Genomic DNA, 19588 nt, shown 5'->3' on the forward strand with positions numbered 1-19588 from the left:
TGCATATGCCTTCATTTAACGTTTTATCATGAAATTCGCGAGCCAACTTGAAAATTATAAGACAAGAATGGAGCAATGGAAAGACAATTAATGAGAATTATTTCTGGAAATTTTATTATCATACAATATTAAAAAAAGTGAGCCCACAAGAGTCCCACTTTTTAATATGATTGGTCTATTTTGTTGAATCATTGACAAATGCTTTTGATATAGCCTTACCAATTACAGCAATCGTACGATTAACCTCTTCCTCAGTATTACCAATTCCACCAATCTCAATAATCATCATTTGCTTTGCTAAATCCTGATTGTATCGCCCATCAACCCCATCACCACTTTTAGAAATAACCCCTTTAGAAATTTTTGGAACGATGGCGTTTAGTGTGGATGATAAACTTTCAGCATAGGCTGTATTCCAGCGGTAATTAGCATGCTCTGCCCCAACAACAATAGCGATTTTCGCATAATTTTCCCCATTATATGAGATCGTTGTAAGATCATGTTTTAATGAGTCACGATGTAAATCAACTATTAGGTCATAACTATTTGTCTCTAAATGCTTACTTAAATATGGCCTCATCACATTATAAGATTCATGATAGCCTTTACCCTCTTCTTGTAATTTCTTCATAATATCTACATCAAGAACATCCGTCTTTAAACCATTTACATTAAAATGATTCACAATCTTATCCTTCAGGCTCATAATATTGACCGTTTCATGAGAAGTCGCTACCTTACCACTCACTGCTTTCACCATGGGTTCATATGCTTCATGCGTATGGGTAAATAACACTAACACTTTAAATGGGTCCGGGTCTAGGGCTTGATCTGGTTCAGGTTCTTTCGTTTGTTCCAGTACACTTTGTTCAGCTAAATTGGTAGCAGCAAACACGACTTGCTTATCTTCTGATTGTTTGATCGGAGTCGATGCTTGCTTGTTGAACGGAAGTTGCCCAGCAATGACAGGTAATACGAAAAAGAACAATAATATACCAAATGACCATTGTAGTTTTTTTAGCAAAGTCACACCCTCCTCCCCATATCGTATGGAGGGGGGATGTTAATTAGAACGAAAATAAATTTCTTGTTTTACGCATAAATAAGCGTGTTTTAGAAGGACTACTCTAAGCGTTTTTTCTTCATTATTTTATAAATCACTTGCCCAATCCATAAGCATAGAAGCCACTAATTTTGCATAGCGATCAATCCAATAGTCTGCTTCTTTTGGTGTAACCATCAATTGTGTGTGGGAGCCAGCGAAGGTTTCCTCAAACAGCTGCTGCCGCTCCTCCTTCGTCCATGTCGCCCATTCTCCAAATATAGGTTGTACTAATGTCATATCCAGTTCCTTGTTGATATCTGGTTGCCATGAGGATAATGAAAGCTTGGATGACGGTTTACTGCGTTCAGCCACACGAGCAGCTATCGAACGGAGCATAGTTTCTACCGCATCTGCAATTAGGACAGGTGCATCTACTACGGTAGGGATCCCTATTGCTGTTACGGGAATGCCAAGCATCTCATAGGAAATCTCTTGCCGTTGATTACCTACTCCTGAACCTGGATGTATGCCTGTATCTGTTAATTGAATCGTTTTACAGAGTCGATTACTCGCTCTTGTAGCAAGTGCATCTACTACAATGATTAATTTCGGTTGCAGACGTTCAGCAATAGCAGCCACAAACTCACCTGTTTCGTAGCCTGTTTGTCCTGTTACACCAGGAGCATACATAACAAATTTTTCATCAATGACATCTAAACTATGCAAATGGTCAATTAAATAGGGACCTATTGCATCGGGTGTAATAGTGCGATTTCCTAAACCGACTATTAAAATTTTATCGTCTTCTTGCCAAGAAATTGCGTCATGCATTTTTTTGAAATTTACAAGCAATTCTTGTTCAAGTTGTGCAAAGCCTTCTTGATCTTCTAATGTTAGTGTCGGGACAGAAAGGGTAATATACTGCCCTTCCTTTTTACCAATTTGCTTTTCCCCTTCAGCGTCTACAAGAACATCTGTAATTTTTACTCTACCAGCATTCCGATCTTCAATTTGAATGCCACTTGATTGTTCAAGCTTTTCTTTTTGCTCTTTGGTCTGATGGACAACTACCTCTTCTGATTCATCAATTAAATCTGTTCGTTGCCAATTAAAATTTTGCATACAGTTCACCTCAAGCTGTAGTTTGTTCAAACTGTCAAGCAAATATTCTTTGCATTTATCTATTGCAATTTGGCCAAGCGTTTGTTAAAATGATTTTTGTTGTATTGACACAAGAAATCAATGAGAAGATATCATCTCGTACCTAATTTAGGAGGTGAAATATATGCCAAACATTAAATCTGCGATTAAACGCGTAAAAGTTAACGAAAAAGCTAACATTGCTAATTCTCAAGCTAAATCTGCAATGCGTACTACAGTGAAAAAAGCTGAAAACGCTGTTGCTGCTAACGCTGAAAACAAACAAGAACTTTTACAAGCAGCTTTCAAATCTTTAGATAAAGCAGCTTCAAAAGGACTTATCCACAAAAACGCGGCGGCTCGTAAAAAGTCTCGCCTTGCTAAAAAAGCGTAATTGTTTAAAGGATCAGATACTCTATTAGGAGTAGCTGATCTTTTTAATTTTATAGAGAACATAGAAAGCTGCCCTTATTGGACAGCTTTCTTTTCCTATAGTTGGCGCAATAAAAATAGCTCTAGATAGCGCTCTCGATTTCCACCAGACGATTTAAGCTGTAAATCAACCTCTGCTAATTGATATAATGCCCGGAGCAAATTTTCTTCTGAAGGCCGATGCCGTTGCTCAATCATAAGTTTGACGCGATACGGATGAATTTTTAGATTTTTAGCAATTTGTTGAGGGTGATAACCTTTTTTCAATAAATAAAAAACATTTGACATGGTACGAACATTGGATGCTAGCAAGCCCACTAACATAATAGGTTCTTGTTTTTGTCGCAATAAATCATGATAGATGGACAAGGCTCCGACAGAGTCATTTGCCAAGTATGCGTTAAGCATTTTAAAGGCATCTTGCTCTAATGTCTTTGCCACCAAATCCTCCACTAAAGAAGTTGTAATTTCGCCCCCATCACCTAAATAAAGGGTTAGCTTGTCAATTTCCATCTGTAATTGTAGCATGTTGGCTCCGACCATCGTAACAAGCAATTCAATAGCATCTTGTGTAATGCTATTACCTTGTGTTTTGACAATGCCTTGAATCCATACGGCTAAATCCTGCTCTTTTGGTGTTTCTGCTTGTACAAATAATGCATGCTCTTTCATCATTTTAGTCACTTTTTTGCGTTCATCCAATTTTTCATAAGGGGCAATAAAAACCGTTACGGAAAAATCAGAAGGATTCGACAACCATGTTTCCAATCGTTTCACATCATGATCGATTTTTTCCTTCCCTTTCTCGGTCGCCTTTAAAAACGAAGCATTTTTAGCAATAATAAGCTTACGTTCTGAGAAAAAAGGAATGGTATCTGCTTCATCCATGACCACATCTACTGGTACTTCTTCTAAATCAAATGTGGTCATCTCCAGATCTTCTTCTGGACCCATTGCCTCTTTTAAACGTTTAATGGTTTCATCTATAAAATAGCTTTCTTCACCAACAAGCAAATATACTGGTGCAAGCTCACCTTTTTTTATTGTATTCCAAACCGTTGAAATCATAATTTCCCCTCCATCTAGCAATACTATTAGTATACATGATTTCATAGTCCTTTGTGTCTTTGACCGAATTGTGTCGATTCCTTTCCAGACGGGGAAATCACCTTTTCGATATAGCTTTTATGACCATGTTGTCTTATAATAAATAACAGAATTGGAGGGATAACAATGAATCCATTTGAAGGAAAAAACATACAATGTCGACGTAACGATGCCATCGATTCTGGTGTTGGCTTCGGTGTATCATTTGGCGTTTTCACGCTTATGTTTATTATTGCAACTATAGTAGAATTTGTATCACAGTAATTGGACTTATGCAGGAAAAGGGCCTTGGTCATTGGACAAGGCCCTTTTCCTTTCCGTTAACGGACCAGCGATTATCACGAATACTTATTTCGATTGATCCATTCACCCCTGTTGTCCATGTCACTAAATGTCTACTGACAAATCGTTGTACTACTTCTTCATGTGGATGACCATAACGATTATGGAGACCTGCACTAAAAACCGTTAATTGGGGCTGTAGCAGCTCGACAAAGGCTTCTGTGCTCGATGTCTTACTCCCATGATGCCCTGCCTTTAGTAATGTGAGATTGGCCAATAAAGGTCCATAACGATTGATCAGCTGTTGTTCGCCATATTGCTCCAAATCCCCTGTAAATAACGCTGTAAACGCTTTTTGCTGCATGTACATGACAAGAGAATCATCATTTCCCTCATAAATGGCGTCATCAGGCCATAAGTAATAAAAATATGCTTCCCCTACATGCCACGAAGTCCCCTTCATTTTTTCTTTAATAGGAATATGTCGCTTATTGGCTTCTCGTAATAAATCATGCATTAAAGGCTCATACAATGAACCAGGTGTAACGTGTATTTCCTTCATGTTAATCTCTTGTAATACTTCCTCTGCTCCCTCAATATGATCTGCGTCCGCATGAGAAGCAATAAAAATATCGATAGTACGTATACCCTTGCCTTTTAAAAATGGGACGACAACTTGCTTCCCTACCTTATAAGGACTATCTGCTTTCTTCCACAATTCCTGCTCAAAGCGCAATACTCCACCTGTATCTATAACATAGACAGCCCGTCTAAAAGGCAATTCAATGATAATACTGTCTCCTTGTCCTACATTTAAAAAGGTAATCTTTGTTTCGTTATACAACATGGGTGCCAAATGAATCCAAATAGCAGGGATGACAAGGATCAAAATAGCTTTCCTGAATCGTTTTATTTCCAAATAATAGAGGCTCACTAAAACACTTAACATCGCAACGCAGCTCAGCCAAATTGATGGTTTGCCTGGTGTCCATAATTGCCAAGGAAGCTCTTGCATAGAAAGGATTATTTCGGTCAGCCATTTACGCAGTGGTTCATAGCCAGCAAATAGGACATTAGCAAGTGGTAAAGAAAGATAAGATAGTACAAAGGCTATCAAATTAAAGGGTAATATAACAAAGGAAAACAGTGGAACAAAAACAATATTGACAAAAAACGAGGATAAAGATAATTCATAAAAATGATGGAGTAATAGTGGGTAAACGAGCAGTTGGCACACGAATGTGATAAAAAAAGAACGACCTAGCCAAGTTCTTGTCTGCTTAAAAATAATACCAGAATAAAGAAGACTAACGGTTGCTAAATAGGATAGCTGGAAACCAATCTGGAAAATAACACCTGGCTCAAGCAAAACAAAGCCTATAAAGCTAATAGCTAATGCATCATCGATCGAAAGAACCCACTTAAAAAAGCGCAGTAACATCATCAACTCTACTACAGAAACAGCACGCCATACGGAAGGTGCTCCACCTGCAATAACTCCATAAATCGGTAAGAGGATCAATAGCACGACAGTAGCCATTTCCTTGCGAACTCTGATTCTCAGTAATCCTTCAAAAAAGAGCCAAGACATCAGCGCGACATGTAGCCCAGAAATCGCAAATAAATGGGTAATACCGAGCTTTTGATAGGCACGCTGCAGTTCATCCTCCATCTGATCTTGCACCCCTATTAAAAGTGCTTGAGCCTCTGCTACAAGTGATTTAGGAAAAGTTCTCTCTATATGCTTTTTCATATTGTGTCTTACTTCGGCAAGAATAGTGAAGATGGAGGTTCGTTTTCCTATATAGTTCCAATTTGCGATTTCAACGACGCCTGTTGCTCCTTTGCTCGTTAAATAGGTTGACATGGAAAAAGCATAAGCATGTGCAGCTGGAGAGGGAGTCACAAGTTCACCTTTTGCAGAATATGTCATTCCAGTTAATGAGGTGTTTTCATAAAAATTTTTCTCTTGTTCCGAAGAAAAGGTATAAACCACGTAAAGTTTTTCACCATTTGTTGTTGTAGCAAACCCACGGAGTTTTTGCCCATTTATTTTATAGTCATTTGACCAAGTTATAGGGAAGGTTGACGGTAAAGGAGAAGGTTCCGTCAGATGATTGATAGAAAGGAAAAAATAAGTTAGTAGACCACTTGTTAGTACAAAAATTGCAAGAAAACGTGACTCACCTTTTATGGTGAGCCACAGGGCTAGTAGCAATAAAAAAATGAGTAGCCATACTGATTTGTATATCGCCATAGCAGCTATCAGTACAGCAAGAGCTACCATAATCCATCTATGCTTTAAAGCTTGATGCCAAATAATGCACTCACCTTCTGTTCATATGGGAGCAATTTTTCAGCAGAAACCCCACTCTCGCGAAGCTCGTGCAGCATTTCTGTATACAAAGCTAGCTTGTCATCTCGTAAAAAATCAATTTTACGTTCATCAAAGGGTACATGAACTACTTCCACTCCAGCTTTTGCAAATAACTCCTGTGCATAGGGATTATTTTTATAATCCGTTGCATAATACACACGTTCTATGCCAGCTTGAATGATAGATTTTGTACATGGTAAACATGGGAAATGTGTTACATACAAATCAGCACCTTTTGTCGGTGTTCCATATTTAGCACATTGCAGTAAGGCATTCATTTCAGCATGCACGGTACGGACGCAATGATTATCAACCACATAGCATCCTTTTTCGATACAATGCTCGTCCCCTGTAATGGAACCGTTATAACCACCTGCAATGATGCGTTTGTCCCGTACAACAGTTGCTCCTACAGCTAGTCTTGTACATGTACTGCGTAATGCGAGTAAATGGCTTTGTGCCATAAAAAATTGATCCCAAGTAATTCGCTCCATATGACTACCTCCAAAAATTGTCTAACAAATTAACTTTCTCTTGCTTTTCTACTATAGTGTAGCCCTTTTAGAAAAGGGGCGTCAATATACCATCATGTAAAAGCATTACTTTACGGTAATTGCATCCTTTAGCTTCTCAAATGTTTTATCACCAATACCACTAACATTTTTTAAGTCATCTATGGTTTGAAACTGCCCATTTTCCTCTCGATACGTTAGGATACTTTGTGCTTTAGAAGGACCGATTCCTGGCAATGTTGCTAACGTTGCTACATCAGCTTTATTAATATTAATCTTTTGCTCCTTATTCGTCTCAGTAGGTAGCGTTAACAGAGAAGAGGCTCCTTCCTCTAGCTGTTCGCCCTTGATAGGAATATAGATTACCATTTCATCCTGTACCTTTTGGGCATGATTGATAAATTGTGTGTCAGCGTTCTCTGTATAGCCTCCAGCAAGCTGTACAACATCTTTTATACGTTGGTCTTGCTCAAGTTCATAAACGCCTGGATACATTACCGCACCCTTTATTTCCACAAATAGCTGCTGCATAACCGCTTCCTCAGCAGATTCACTCAAATTTTTTTCTTCAATAGGTTGGATTGTTTCGATGAGCTCTTCTTGGGGAGGTGAAGAGTCAGAACTCGAAAAATAGAAGTAACAAAGTCCACTGACGACTAGTATGCTGGGGAATAACATACTTTTTTTGTACTTTTGCCATAAACATTGTAGCACAGTACCATCCTTTCCTTGCGAAAGGTCATCATATGGAGTTATATATATCTTACACTATGGATGGGTGGTTGAAAATGATAAAAAATCGTCAGGAGTTTAGATTTTTTATCCTTCTATACAGGTTTTATCCGACAATTTAGCCTCTTTATCCGCCTATTCAAGTTTTCTATCCGCTACTTTAACCTTTCTATCCATCAAAAAAGCCACACTGCCAATTACACAGTGTAGCTCCCTTTTCTTTATTTCACTGCACGAATAAAAATGCGTTCACTTTCCTCATCAGGTGCCTCATCTGTAAAGTCTGCTGTAATTTCCACATGACTAAAACCGATGGCACGCAACCAAGCCATATACTGCTCGATAGTGTAAGTACGTTGCACGTGCTCCTCATCAAAGCGTTCATATAATTCACTTGCGTCATCTCGTACATAAAAGGTCATTTGATGAATAACCGAATGTTCAAAGTCGGCAGGCTCCGTATGCCATATATAACTAATGTCACCATCATCATATGTGAACGGACCATCTAAAAAAATCTCATTCATTTTAAATAACGAATGAACATCAAAAAACAGCTGACCTCCATCACGCAACGCCGTATAGATACGTTCTAATGTCGTATAAACAGAGTGCTCCTCTACCACATAATTCAAGGAATCAATTGTGATTGTGACAACATCGATTTCCTCAAAGCCATCTAGTTCGACCATAGACATACAGTATAATGGTGCATGGTAGCCTGCACCAGCAAAGCGTTCTGCGGCAATGGACAGCATCTCTTCTGATAAATCGATTCCACTGACTTGATAACCAGACTTTGCAAATAACAAGCTAAGTACACCAGTGCCACAACCAATATCCAACAGTTTTGGGTACTGGCTGCTTGGTGCATGCTGTACAACCCAATCTACATAAAGATTGTAAGGAATATCCGTTTGCAGCTCATCATAGACATGAGCAAAGCGTTCGTAACTCACTTAGGCCTCTGGCATGTCTAGTTGCGGTGCATCGCCCCAAAGACGCTCTAAATTATAATAAGCACGCTCATCCTTATGGAATACATGTGCCACAACATCGCCTAGGTCAACTAGTACCCAACGAGCTCCATCAAATCCTTCGACACGGCGAATTTCATAGCCTTGTTGTTCAGCTACATCCTGTAATTCGCGTGCAATGGCTTGCACTTGGCGATCTGAGTTACCATGAGCAATGATAAAATAATCTGCTAAAAGGGAAATTCCTTGCATATTTAAAACGACAATATCCTCACCATGTTTGTCGTCAATTGCTTTGTACGCTGCTTGTAATAAAGTTGAAGTCATCCTTCACTATCCTCTCTGTTCATCATATCATTATAACATTCTATAGATAAAGGATAAATCGGCTGCTTTGTGTCAATTAAAAATGCCAAAGTATGGCGTACACATGCACTCATCGCCTTATCCAAATTTTTTTGTGCTTTTTTGCGCAGACGATCAACTCCATCAAATCGACGGTTCGGTTCAATCATATCTGCGACAAAAATAATTTTTTCTAAACGGCTCATATTAGCCCGCCCAGTTGTATGGAAACGAATAGCATTCAACAGCTCTTCGTCTGTGATACCAAACTCACTTTGTGCTATATATGCACCTACTGGACCATGTAGTAATTCACTACCCCATCCAATCAGTCTTTCATCTAATTTTTCATCACGAACGATATTTTCCATCCACTCAATATCAGCATATTTAGCAATATCATGGAGGATAGCTGCTGTTTCAGCTTTTTTTACGTCCTCGCCATATTTATGAGCTAGGTTGATGGCCGTTTCCATCACTCCGACTGTATGAATATAACGTTTTTCAGGCATTCTTGGCTTAATCGCCGCTAAATACTGTTCGCGTTCCATAAAGACCTTCCTCTCGTATGAACGTCTCTACAGCTTCTGGTAGTAGAAATGTCACCGTTCCTCCTGTAGCCAGGCGTTCACGAATCAGTGTGGACGATAAATCGATTTGAGGTATTTCCACCATACGTATAGGGTACTCTGTTGCCGCGGCTGTCCCTGGACGCTTTACTCCGACAAACTGAACAAGTTTCACTAAATCATCTATACAATGCCATGTATGTAGCGAATCAATCATATCACCACCGATGATAAAGTAAAATTTCACATTCGGCTCTCTTATACACAATGCAGAAAGTGTCTCATAGGAATAGGATACGCCACCCTTCTCAAGCTCATACGACTCTACTGAAAAATAAGGAAATGGACGAATCGCACGTTTTACCATTTCAAGTCGCTCAACATTACTAGCATCAAAACGTGCATGCTTATGTGGTGGGATGGCATTAGGCATAAAGCGGATTTCATCAAGTTTTAGCGAATGTAAAACTTCATTTGCCATTAAAAGATGACCCATATGTGGTGGGTTAAATGTACCTCCAAGTAAACCGACCCTTTTCATCGTCTCACCTTATTTCGTTACTTTTGGTAATACAATCTTTTTATGATTGCGGGACTCTTTATATAAAACAACTGTCAGACCGATTAATTGGACAAGCTCCGCATGAGCGCCTTTGGCTAATGCTTCAGCGACTTCATGTTTATCATCTTCACAGTTATCTAAAATACGTACTTTAATCAATTCACGTACTTCTAATGCCTCGCGAATTTGCTTTGTCATTTCATCATTAACGCCACCTTTTCCCACTTGGAAAATCGGTGTTAAATGGTGTGCTTCTGCACGTAAAAAACGTTTCTGTTTACCTGTTAACATAAAAATTAGTTTCCTCCTAATTGCGCCTTCAGTTGCGCAATCATTGAATTTGTATTTGGATAGTCTCCTAACCAGTGTTCAAAAGCGATGGCTCCTTGATGGACAAACATTCCTAAGCCAGTGATAATCGTTGCTCCTTTTTCTTCAGCCGCTTGTAAAAAAGGCGTCATTAATGGATTATACACAATATCCGCAACAATTGCTTCTTTCATCAGCCGATCTAATGAAAATGGCATTGAAAAATTACCCGTGGAAAGGCCAGCTGATGTCATTTGCACAATAATGCTGAAATCAGCTAGCGTTTCTTCCGCTTGTTGTAATGAAATGGCACGTCCCATACCCATTTCATCAATAATCATTTGTGCATTCGTCACCGTACGATTGGCGATGGTTACATGACGATAGCCTTGTTGCTGCATAGCAAAGGCAATGCCTCGAGCAGCACCTCCAGCACCAACAAGTAATACAGGCTTGTCTTTATGAGAAACCCCAACGGCTTCTTCAAGTGATCGAACAAATCCAATACCATCTGTATTATAGCCTTTTAGCTTTCCTTCTGTTGTTCGTACGACTGTATTCACTGCGCCCATTTTTTGTGCCAGCTCATCTAGCTCGTCTAGATACGGAATGATTGCTGTTTTATGAGGAATGGTCACGTTCCAGCCACTTGCCCCTAATGTCTTCAAACCAGCAACAGCAGATTCTAATTGATCAGGCGTTACATGTAAAGGAATATATGTCGCATCAATTGACATGTCCTCAAACCAAGCATTGTGCATGGCAGGTGATTTTGAATGTTCAATTGGATCACCCATAACTGCAAACCATTTCTTCATTTTTAGTCCCTCTCTCTACTATGTCCTCCATTTAGATCAGCGAAGGACGAATTGAAACTTGTACACCTTTTGGTGCGTAAGCTGCTACTACTACATTCGCATGTTGAACGGTAATCCAGCCAAGCCCAGAAAATACAACATCTGTTTTCGCTTCTTTGATGGAAAATTCGTGACGAACCAATGGCGGTAACTGGTCGATAAAGTCCGCAGTTGGGGGTGCCAATAATTCTCCTTTATGCTCTTCATATAACGCATCTGCCTTCTCAAGCTTTGTACGATGAATTGGTAAATCATTTGCCACATGGATTGTAAAGGCAGAACGGTCACCCTGAATAAAATCAAATCTTGCCAATGCACCAATAAATAGAGTTTGCCCTGCATTTTGTTGATAGACTTTCGGCTTAATTTCTTTTTTCGGCATAATATATTTTAATTCACTGGAATCAATATGATGAGCCATTTGATGATGATTAATAATACCTGGCGTATCATATAATGCACTACCATCATCCAATGGAATATCAATCATGTCTAAAGTAGTACCTGGGAAGTGTGAGGTTGTAATCACTTCACCCTCACCTGTTGCCTGCTTAATAATTCGGTTAATGAACGTAGATTTCCCAACATTTGTACAGCCAACAACATATACATTTTGTCCTTTACGATATTCATCGATGGCTTCCATTGCTTCTGCCATCCCTTTGCCTTTATGGGCACTGACTAATAGGACATCGACAGGCTGTAGTCCAAGAGCCTTTGCTTCACGTTTCAGCCAGTTGATAACTTTTTTGGGCTTCACTGACTTTGGTAATAAATCAGCTTTGTTGGCAATCAATAGGACAGGATTCTTCCCTACAAAACGATGAAGCCCTGGTAGCCAGCTTCCATTAAAATCAAATATATCAACAATTTTTACGATTAAGCCTTGCTGTGTACCAAGACCATTTAAAATACGTAAAAAATCGTCATCTGTTAACGATACTGGTTGAATTTCATTGTAATTTTTCAAACGGAAGCAACGCTGGCAAATGACCACATCCTTTTCTAATGATGATGGGGGTGCATACCCAACTGCTGTTTTATCTTCTGTTTGAATTGTTGTACCACAGCCAATACAATTTGGCATTTCAATCATTCTTGTTCCTCCCAAGTTATAATTCCTTTTCGTTTCAAATCATTAAATACGCGACGTTCAATAAAACGATTCAATTTTGTTACAAGCCCATCTGATTGTGCAACAGGCTTCACGAGCACTGTGTGTAAGCCTAAGCGATTTGCTCCCATAACATCCGTAAGGAGTTGATCTCCTACCATTACTACTTCATTTGGACGCAAGCCTAGTTGAATCAGTGCATTATAAAAAGCATTACGAAGTGGCTTTTTCGCCTTGTGAATATAAGGGATACCTAACGGCTCAGCAAAATGCTTTACACGAGCTTCATTGTTGTTTGACGCAATAATAACACGAATACCTGATTCTTTCATAATGCGTAACCATATGATTAGCTCTTCTGTTGCATCTGGACGATCCCATTCAACAAGCGTATTATCTAAATCCGTAATGATTCCTCTAATCCCTAATTCCTGTAACTTTTCCGGCGTAATTTCAAAAATATTCGTCACAAATTCGTTCGGTAATAAAAAATTATACAAAATAGCGACCCCTAATCTTAACGTATTATTCGACCATTATAGCATATTTGCAAAGGCTTCACCCATTCGAATTGGGCTTCCTTTTACAACATTATCCGTAAATTTAATTGTATCCTTTTCAAACAGCATCACAACAGTAGAACCAAATGAGAAATAACCAACTTCTTGCCCTTTCTGCCATTTCGTTGTTGTATTGGTAAGCACAATGGAATTCACAAAGGTCGCACCTACTTTGATCAATGCAACATGCTGATTATTTGCTGTTTTCAGCTCAGTCACTAAACGATAATTATGAGAAATTGGTTTTTTACCGTATGTAAGACCTAACTGATTCACAGGATAAGATTTCTGACCAAGTGTATATTGTCGTAAGACTTCTCCATCTATCGGGCTATGGATACGATGGTAATCAGCCGGACTTAAATAAAAAACGATATAATGTCCGTCTGCATATTGTGCAGCTCGTTCTGTATTGCCAAGTAAATCTTGTAATGCATAAGGCTTACCCTTCACAAGAAATGTCATATCCCATTCAATACGTCCAAAGGACTCCACTTTTGCATCTACTGGGCTGGCATATACAGTTGGATTTTTTTCAATAGGGCGAGCTTCTTCAATAAGTTCTCTTGTAAAAAAATCATGTAAACACGAAAATTGTTGTTGTTTTTTTGAAACTTCTTCAAGGTTAATATCGTATAACTTCATGTAGCTTGGAATTATACGTTTACTCCACTTCGCTTTTGCAATTGTTTGCAAAAGATGGGAAGATTGCTTACCATTCGTTAGTTCTATCAAGCGTTGATATAGTTTTTCTTTCATACAGTAAAACCCCTATCCATTAATTTAGACTGTCAATTTTTTCGCATTCGAAGTATAATGGTACAATATCTTAAGTGCAAAGGAGTGATCCCCCTTGTTTTTTTATCACAAGTTGGTGGATACCACGGTTAAGAAAATGAAATCGCACGCAGCTAACTTCATAACAATTAGTAATATGTCCTTTGGAGGCGCGGCTATTATGGCCACTCTACATGAATACTATAGCTATAGTGTCTTGTTTATCTTTATAGCAGCTCTTCTTGATCGCTACGATGGTAAGGTAGCGAGAGCGCTCGGACAAGTGTCAGAATTAGGTAAACAATTAGATTCTATGAGTGATATTATATCATTTGGTGTGGCGCCTGCATTATTAATGTATGAAGTTGTTCTAGTTGATTTTGGTTTTGTCGGCATGATGATGGCCGTATTATTTATCGTCTGTGGCGCTATGCGTTTAGCTCGCTTCAATATTAGCGAAGCGAACGGTTATTTCACAGGTTTACCAATTACAGCCGCAGGTACGTTCTTAACTTTAACGTATTTCGCAGCTTATACGTTCCATCCGGCATTTTATCTTTTCCTTTTCCCCATTTTAGCTTTACTCATGATTAGTACATTTACGTTAAAAAAAGTGTAACAGCACATTTGCTGTTGCACTTTTTTCATTTCCCACTGCTTTTAAACATATACTGTCGAAAAATGGGGAAAGGATGAAATCATTCAATGAGCGGAATTTTTACATCGATGTTGCAGTTATGGCTTGAAATCCCTGCATTGCTTGGCTATTTAAAGGGGCAAACATTCCATAAACCCTTTTCAAAAGAAGAGGAAGCTGCTTGTATTGAACGATTTTTAGGTGGCGATGAGCAAGCACGTCTTGATCTAATAGAACGTAATATGAGGCTTGTCGCGCATGTCGTTAAAAAATTCCATCCAAAACATGAGCAACTCGATGATTATATTTCCATTGGAACAATTGGACTAATGAAAGCCGTTGAGAGCTATACCCCTGATAAAAAAACTCGACTTGCCACATATGCAGCTCGTTGCATTGAAAATGAGATTTTAATGCATCTACGCACCCAAAAGAAAGTGCAAAAAGACGTTTCGCTATTTGAGCCGATTGGAACTGATAAAGATGGGAACGCACTGCAAATTCGTGATTTACTTCAGTGTGATGAAGAAAGTGCCACAGAGAAGCTAGAGCATAAAGAGCATGTAGCACAACTATACCACTATTTGCATATGCTCGATGAACGTGAGCTCGAAATTGTGACACTCCGTTATGGATTAAATCAACAGGATGCACTTACGCAAAAGGAAATTGCAGCACGCTTAAATATTTCACGTAGCTATGTATCTCGCATTGAAAAACGGGCACTTATTAAACTCTATCAACTATATAAACGAGACCAAAAAACTATTGAATAATATATTGTAAAATGGTTATGAAAAAAATTCAATCCTTCAATGGCGGAAGAATATGCCTATTTTATGGCATATAAAAAGCTCCCCTGCAACATGACTATGTCGCAAGGGAGCTTTCCCGTCATACTAATGTGCTGATTCAGAGAGTTCTGCTGAAATCAACGTACCTATTAAAGTTGTAATAATGACTACACCTGCTGTTAAAAATAACATCATGAAAGCCTCCCATTCTATTATGAAGAGATTTATTAATGTCAGTGTAGCATTTGTTTTTTGTATTAACTGTGATTTTTCTCACAGAATAAACCACACATTTTGACCATTCTGTGTAGTTTATAGTGAGGAAATTGCTTTTAATACGACTTGTGTCGAATGTTTTGCAGCAACTGGTAAAAATTCATCGAAGCTAATATTCGATTCTTTACCTGCAATATCTGATAATGCACGAATGACTACAAAAGGTGTAGCAAATTGATAACAAACTTGTGCAACTGCGGCTGCTTCCATCTCTACAGCTTTCATTTGAGGGAAATGACGACGAACAGCCTCTACACGTTCAGGATCATTCATAAAAGCATCTCCAGAGCAAATTAAACCAACGCCATACTGGTGCTCTCCAACTGCCTTCACAGCCTCCTCAGCTACCTTCATCAATTTCTCATCTGATTTATAGGCTGCTGGCATACCAGCCATTTGTCCAATTTCATAGCCAAAGATTGTGACATCTACATCGTGGTGACGAACTTCATCAGAAATAACGACAGCGCCTACCTCAAGAGCTTCATCATATCCACCTGCAGAGCCTGTATTAATGACAACATCTGGTTTAAACTCATGTAAAAGAATTGTCGTAGACATAGCAGCATTTACTTTACCAATACCGCTTTTTAATAATACGACTTCCTTCCCTTCAAAAGTTCCTGTTGTATACTCACTACCCGCAATCGTTGTGCTGTGTGCATTGTCTAATGCTGCTCTTAGAAGCTCCACTTCCTCTTCCATTGCGCCAATTACTGCAATTTTCATGTACTGTTACTTCCCTTCTTTTATCAACTCTATTAAAAATAATAAAAAGAGTAATTTTCGTCAATAGGCGCCTTCTAATGTATTTAGTTGCTCTAGCTTCACAGGCTTCCAACCTTCATTATCAACCCATTCCATGCTTACACGATACATTTGAGATTTATCATTTGTAGAAACAGTAGCAATGGATGAATTAGGACCACCATTATTTTGCATACGCCAGATGATCATATTGCTTTGGTCAATACCTGTCACAGTAGATACTGTTGCTACTTTCTCAGCCCAGTCTACAGACTTGTCGTCATATGAAGACACATGCTGACCTGTTTGGGTTGTAGGTGTTGGCTGCCAATTTTTATTCGTGATAACCTTCTCAACAATAGGATTATCTGATGCTGATTCTTCTGCTGTGCCTTGTTCTTGCTGGGATGTCTCAGGTTCCGACTCTTCCTCTGAAGGTTTATCTTCTTCTACAGCGAGATCTTCTTTTTCTTCATCCGTCGGTTCTTTCTCTACTTCTTTTTCATCATCACCGCTCTGTTCTTCTTGAGCTGGATCCTCTTTCACTGCTTGATCTGCATCATCTTGCCATTTAAACACATAGGTTGCTGTGATAATAATGAGTACAACCACAACACCAATTAAAACATTCAATAGTTTATCTAGCTTTTTATTACGAGATGGCTGCAAATGACGACCACTTCGAGTTTGTCGTTCACTCATAATGTCTCCCCCTCTCTAGGCAATATTCTATCAAGTTCGACAGCACTTGCAAAATAATTCTACTCATTATTTTACTACATAGTTTTCACGCTAAAAATGGTACAAGCAGTCAGCCAAAGGCTAACTGCTTGTACATATACATATTATTTAATTGAGAGAATTTTCACTTTCATTTCGCCGCCAGGTGTTTGAACAACAACCTCTTCACCTTCAGCACGACCAAGTAGACCTTTTGCAATTGGTGATTCATTCGAAATACGGAATTCCATAGGATCTGCCTCAGCAGAACCAACAATTGTATAAGATTCTTCATCTGTTGATGGCTTACCATTGATGATTTCTACAAATGTAACCGTTTTCCCTAGTGATACTACACTGTTATCTGTCTCGTCTTCAGAAATAATCACTGCATTACGAATCATTGATTTTAATGTTGAAATACGACCTTCTAAAAAGGCTTGTTCTTCTTTTGCAGAATCGTACTCAGCGTTTTCAGAAAGATCTCCAAAATCACGTGCTATTTTAATACGTTCAACGATTTCTTTACGTGTTTCAGTTTCTAATTTTACTAATTCTTCTTCTAATTTACGTTTTCCCTCAGCTGTCATAGGGTACTGTTTTTCATTTGCCAAAGTCCTTCACTCCTTGTTTCTTCAATATAAAAACATAAAACTCGACTAAATGCATGTGAGATGCACTTAATCGAATTTTATTATTTTTAAACGTTTTCAAATTACGCTTTGACCTAATAGTATGCATGCTTTTTCAAAATATGCATGTAAATATTGTCAATACCACTCTATCTTATTACAATACGTTGTCGGTTTCAAGAATAGTTTTAATTTTCGTTACCATTAAATCAATCGCGACCTCATTATCCCCACCTTCTGGAATAATGATATCAGCATAACGTTTCGTTGGTTCAATAAATAAATTATGCATTGGTCGAACCGCTGATAAATACTGCTCAATCACCGAATCTGTTGTACGTCCACGCTCTTTAATATCACGCATAATGCGGCGAATAATACGTAAATCTGAATCTGTATCCACAAATAATTTAATATCCATTAAATCACGTAAATCAGCATCCTCTAGAACTAGAATACCTTCTAGTATAATAACATCTACTGGTTCAACATGTATAACTTCTTCTGCCCTTGTATGCTGGACGTAATCATACACAGGTTTTTGAATTGGTTGACGAACTAACAACTTTTTTATGTGCTCAATTAATAAATCATTATCGAAAGCTAACGGATGATCATAGTTAGTTCCTAAGCGTTCTTCAAATGTTAAATGACTTTGATCCTTATAATAAAAATCTTGTTCAATTACCACAACAGAATGCTCACGGAAAACATCATAAATGGCGCGCGTCACGCTCGTTTTTCCGGAGCATGAGCCACCTGCGATTCCGATGACAACAGGGCGCTTCACTGCCATTAGTTATTCTCCTTTCGCATCATGTTATGCGGCTTCAATGGTGTATCACATTTAAATTTAACAATTTGTAATGGATGACGTGCTGCATCTAGGCTATTGCCATCCTCGTCCCAAATTTCACCCATTGTTAAACGGAAATTCTCAATTTCAGGACCAAAGAATTCTACTTCGTCACCAGGTTTAAAATAATTACGCTGTTGCATTGTCACTATTTTTGTCTCTGGATCATGCTCTAAAATAAGTCCAGCAAATTCATAGGTTGTTTTACGACCATGCACACCAAACATCTGCTCCTCAAAGCCAGGTGCATCATGGAAGAATGCTTCAGCCGTATCACGGTTAGCACATTTGTCTAATTCCTCTAGCCATTCACGTTTAATGTTAAAGTTATCTGGATCTGCACAATAAGCATCAATCACTTTACGGTACACAGAAACTACTGTCGCTACATAGTGAATGGATTTCATACGACCTTCAACTTTTAACGAGTCAATACCTAGCTCAATCATATGAGGAATCGCTTCAATTAATTTTAAATCTTTTGGACTCATCGCAAATGGTGCATGGCTCTCATCGAAAAGTGCTTTTTCTTCACCATCTTCTAATTCATATAGATCATAGTCCCAACGGCATGATTGGCAGCATCCCCCTCGGTTTGAGTCACGAGCCGTCATATGATTAGAAAGAACGCAACGACCAGAGTAGGCAATACACATTGCTCCATGGACAAAGGCCTCAATTTCAATGTCGACCTTTTCTTTCATCAGCTTCATTTCTTCTCCGCCGACTTCACGTGCTAATACAACACGATGTAAACCTTCCTCTTTCCAGTACTGGACGGCCTTCCAGTTGGACAATGATTGCTGAGTAGAAAGGTGAATTTCAAGCTTAGGTGCTGCTGTACGACATGTTTCAATAATGAGCGGGTCTGCTACAATAATACCAGTTACGCCCACTGATTCAATATCCTTTAAATAACGCTCTAAGCCATCCATATTTTCATTGTGGGCAAAAATATTTGTTGTTACATATATTTTCGCACCATATTGATTGGCAAATTCTACACCTTCACGCATCTCTTCAATTGAAAAGTTATCCGCATTCGAACGTAGGCCAAACTCTCGCCCACCGATAAATACAGCATCTGCTCCGTAATGGACAGCTATTTTTAATTTCTCTAAGCTACCAGCTGGAGCAAGTAGTTCTGGTTTTTTAGTAATGACACGTTTACCGTTGACAATCTCACGGATTTTGTCATTTTGCTCTAACGCTAATGCCATGTTATTGTC

24 protein-coding genes are annotated in these 19588 nt (G+C 38.7%); 4 read left to right on the top strand and 20 right to left on the bottom strand.

Annotated elements, in window-relative coordinates:
- Nucleotides 1–175 precede the first annotated feature (175 nt).
- Both spoIIP and gpr read right to left on the bottom strand, forming a co-directional pair.
- A complete protein-coding gene (gene spoIIP / locus RCJ95_RS01660) occupies nucleotides 176–1030 on the bottom strand; it encodes a stage II sporulation protein P (protein ID WP_312128417.1) in 855 nt (284 codons plus the stop codon).
- A 120-nt stretch (nucleotides 1031–1150) separates the two neighbouring features.
- The gene (gene gpr, locus RCJ95_RS01665; RefSeq protein WP_221680011.1) at nucleotides 1151–2167 is read right to left on the bottom strand and encodes a GPR endopeptidase; all 1017 of its coding nucleotides are present in this window, start codon (nucleotides 2165–2167) and stop codon (nucleotides 1151–1153) included.
- Between the two features lie 163 nt (nucleotides 2168–2330).
- Between gpr and rpsT the strand changes: the two genes are divergently transcribed.
- Nucleotides 2331–2579 carry a 30S ribosomal protein S20 gene (gene rpsT, locus RCJ95_RS01670; RefSeq protein ID WP_004226906.1) on the top strand — a complete coding sequence of 83 codons (249 nt, stop codon included), beginning with the start codon at nucleotides 2331–2333 and terminating at the stop codon, nucleotides 2577–2579.
- A 95-nt stretch (nucleotides 2580–2674) separates the two neighbouring features.
- Here the strand turns inward: rpsT and holA are convergent, their stop codons facing one another.
- Nucleotides 2675–3685, bottom strand: coding sequence for a DNA polymerase III subunit delta (gene holA, locus RCJ95_RS01675; protein ID WP_446721823.1), 1011 nt, complete (start codon nucleotides 3683–3685; stop codon nucleotides 2675–2677).
- Nucleotides 3686–3850: 165 nt separating this feature from the next.
- Between holA and RCJ95_RS01680 the strand changes: the two genes are divergently transcribed.
- Nucleotides 3851–3988, top strand: a complete 138-nt coding sequence (locus RCJ95_RS01680) for a YqzM family protein (RefSeq protein WP_004226902.1) — start codon at nucleotides 3851–3853, stop codon at nucleotides 3986–3988.
- 28 nt (nucleotides 3989–4016) lie between these two features.
- Here RCJ95_RS01680 and RCJ95_RS01685 read toward each other — a convergent pair whose 3' ends face one another.
- The 12 genes from RCJ95_RS01685 to RCJ95_RS01740 all read right to left on the bottom strand — a co-directional run bounded on the left by RCJ95_RS01685 (nucleotide 4017) and on the right by RCJ95_RS01740 (nucleotide 13679).
- Nucleotides 4017–6293, bottom strand: coding sequence for a DNA internalization-related competence protein ComEC/Rec2 (locus tag RCJ95_RS01685; RefSeq protein ID WP_446721824.1), 2277 nt, complete (start codon nucleotides 6291–6293; stop codon nucleotides 4017–4019).
- A 14-nt stretch (nucleotides 6294–6307) separates the two neighbouring features.
- Nucleotides 6308–6877, bottom strand: a complete 570-nt coding sequence (locus RCJ95_RS01690) for a ComE operon protein 2 (RefSeq protein WP_004226897.1) — start codon at nucleotides 6875–6877, stop codon at nucleotides 6308–6310.
- Nucleotides 6878–6982: 105 nt separating this feature from the next.
- Complete coding sequence (locus RCJ95_RS01695; RefSeq protein ID WP_257520226.1) at nucleotides 6983–7609, bottom strand: helix-hairpin-helix domain-containing protein; 627 nt, start codon at nucleotides 7607–7609, stop codon at nucleotides 6983–6985.
- Nucleotides 7610–7848: 239 nt separating this feature from the next.
- The gene (locus tag RCJ95_RS01700) at nucleotides 7849–8586 is read right to left on the bottom strand and encodes a class I SAM-dependent DNA methyltransferase (protein ID WP_221680003.1); all 738 of its coding nucleotides are present in this window, start codon (nucleotides 8584–8586) and stop codon (nucleotides 7849–7851) included.
- Entirely contained in the window at nucleotides 8587–8931 is a 345-nt protein-coding gene (rsfS, locus tag RCJ95_RS01705) for a ribosome silencing factor (protein WP_004226890.1), read from the bottom strand.
- The gene (yqeK, locus tag RCJ95_RS01710) at nucleotides 8928–9500 is read right to left on the bottom strand and encodes a bis(5'-nucleosyl)-tetraphosphatase (symmetrical) YqeK (protein WP_048392153.1); all 573 of its coding nucleotides are present in this window, start codon (nucleotides 9498–9500) and stop codon (nucleotides 8928–8930) included. Before yqeK ends, rsfS begins: the two co-directional genes overlap by 4 nt.
- The gene (locus tag RCJ95_RS01715) at nucleotides 9469–10059 is read right to left on the bottom strand and encodes a nicotinate-nucleotide adenylyltransferase (RefSeq protein WP_446721825.1); all 591 of its coding nucleotides are present in this window, start codon (nucleotides 10057–10059) and stop codon (nucleotides 9469–9471) included. The genes yqeK and RCJ95_RS01715 overlap by 32 nt, the downstream gene beginning before the upstream one ends.
- 9 nt (nucleotides 10060–10068) lie before the next feature.
- Nucleotides 10069–10371 (bottom strand): ribosome assembly RNA-binding protein YhbY, encoded by a 303-nt coding sequence (yhbY, locus tag RCJ95_RS01720; protein ID WP_004226882.1) that lies wholly within the window; start codon nucleotides 10369–10371, stop codon nucleotides 10069–10071.
- 5 nt (nucleotides 10372–10376) lie between these two features.
- Nucleotides 10377–11207 carry a shikimate dehydrogenase gene (gene aroE / locus RCJ95_RS01725; RefSeq protein ID WP_320939695.1) on the bottom strand — a complete coding sequence of 277 codons (831 nt, stop codon included), beginning with the start codon at nucleotides 11205–11207 and terminating at the stop codon, nucleotides 10377–10379.
- 31 nt (nucleotides 11208–11238) lie between these two features.
- Nucleotides 11239–12342, bottom strand: a complete 1104-nt coding sequence (gene yqeH / locus RCJ95_RS01730; RefSeq protein WP_004226877.1) for a ribosome biogenesis GTPase YqeH — start codon at nucleotides 12340–12342, stop codon at nucleotides 11239–11241.
- Entirely contained in the window at nucleotides 12339–12860 is a 522-nt protein-coding gene (locus tag RCJ95_RS01735) for a YqeG family HAD IIIA-type phosphatase (RefSeq protein WP_058844216.1), read from the bottom strand. Before RCJ95_RS01735 ends, yqeH begins: the two co-directional genes overlap by 4 nt.
- 36 nt (nucleotides 12861–12896) lie before the next feature.
- On the bottom strand, nucleotides 12897–13679 hold the full coding sequence (locus RCJ95_RS01740; protein WP_221679993.1) for a phosphatidylserine decarboxylase: 783 nt from the start codon (nucleotides 13677–13679) through the stop codon (nucleotides 12897–12899).
- Nucleotides 13680–13815: 136 nt separating this feature from the next.
- On the opposite strand from RCJ95_RS01740, the gene pssA reads away from it, so the two are divergent.
- Both pssA and sigK read left to right on the top strand, forming a co-directional pair.
- Nucleotides 13816–14316, top strand: a complete 501-nt coding sequence (pssA, locus tag RCJ95_RS01745; RefSeq protein ID WP_048392670.1) for a CDP-diacylglycerol--serine O-phosphatidyltransferase — start codon at nucleotides 13816–13818, stop codon at nucleotides 14314–14316.
- An 86-nt stretch (nucleotides 14317–14402) separates the two neighbouring features.
- On the top strand, nucleotides 14403–15110 hold the full coding sequence (gene sigK, locus RCJ95_RS01750; protein WP_004226867.1) for an RNA polymerase sporulation sigma factor SigK: 708 nt from the start codon (nucleotides 14403–14405) through the stop codon (nucleotides 15108–15110).
- Nucleotides 15111–15440: 330 nt separating this feature from the next.
- Here the strand turns inward: sigK and mtnN are convergent, their stop codons facing one another.
- From mtnN to RCJ95_RS01775, 5 genes are all read right to left on the bottom strand, one after another.
- Nucleotides 15441–16133: a 5'-methylthioadenosine/S-adenosylhomocysteine nucleosidase gene (mtnN, locus tag RCJ95_RS01755; protein ID WP_257520228.1), complete on the bottom strand. Its 693-nt coding sequence runs from the start codon at nucleotides 16131–16133 to the stop codon at nucleotides 15441–15443.
- Nucleotides 16134–16193: 60 nt separating this feature from the next.
- Nucleotides 16194–16853: a YrrS family protein gene (locus tag RCJ95_RS01760; RefSeq protein ID WP_221679989.1), complete on the bottom strand. Its 660-nt coding sequence runs from the start codon at nucleotides 16851–16853 to the stop codon at nucleotides 16194–16196.
- Nucleotides 16854–16996: 143 nt separating this feature from the next.
- The gene (gene greA / locus RCJ95_RS01765) at nucleotides 16997–17485 is read right to left on the bottom strand and encodes a transcription elongation factor GreA (RefSeq protein WP_004226860.1); all 489 of its coding nucleotides are present in this window, start codon (nucleotides 17483–17485) and stop codon (nucleotides 16997–16999) included.
- Nucleotides 17486–17660: 175 nt separating this feature from the next.
- A complete protein-coding gene (gene udk / locus RCJ95_RS01770) occupies nucleotides 17661–18299 on the bottom strand; it encodes a uridine kinase (protein ID WP_221679987.1) in 639 nt (212 codons plus the stop codon).
- A complete protein-coding gene (locus RCJ95_RS01775; RefSeq protein ID WP_004226855.1) occupies nucleotides 18299–19579 on the bottom strand; it encodes a peptidase U32 family protein in 1281 nt (426 codons plus the stop codon). The genes udk and RCJ95_RS01775 overlap by 1 nt, the downstream gene beginning before the upstream one ends.
- Nucleotides 19580–19588: the final 9 nt, after the last annotated feature.

The organism is Lysinibacillus sp. BSL11 (assembly GCF_052928325.1).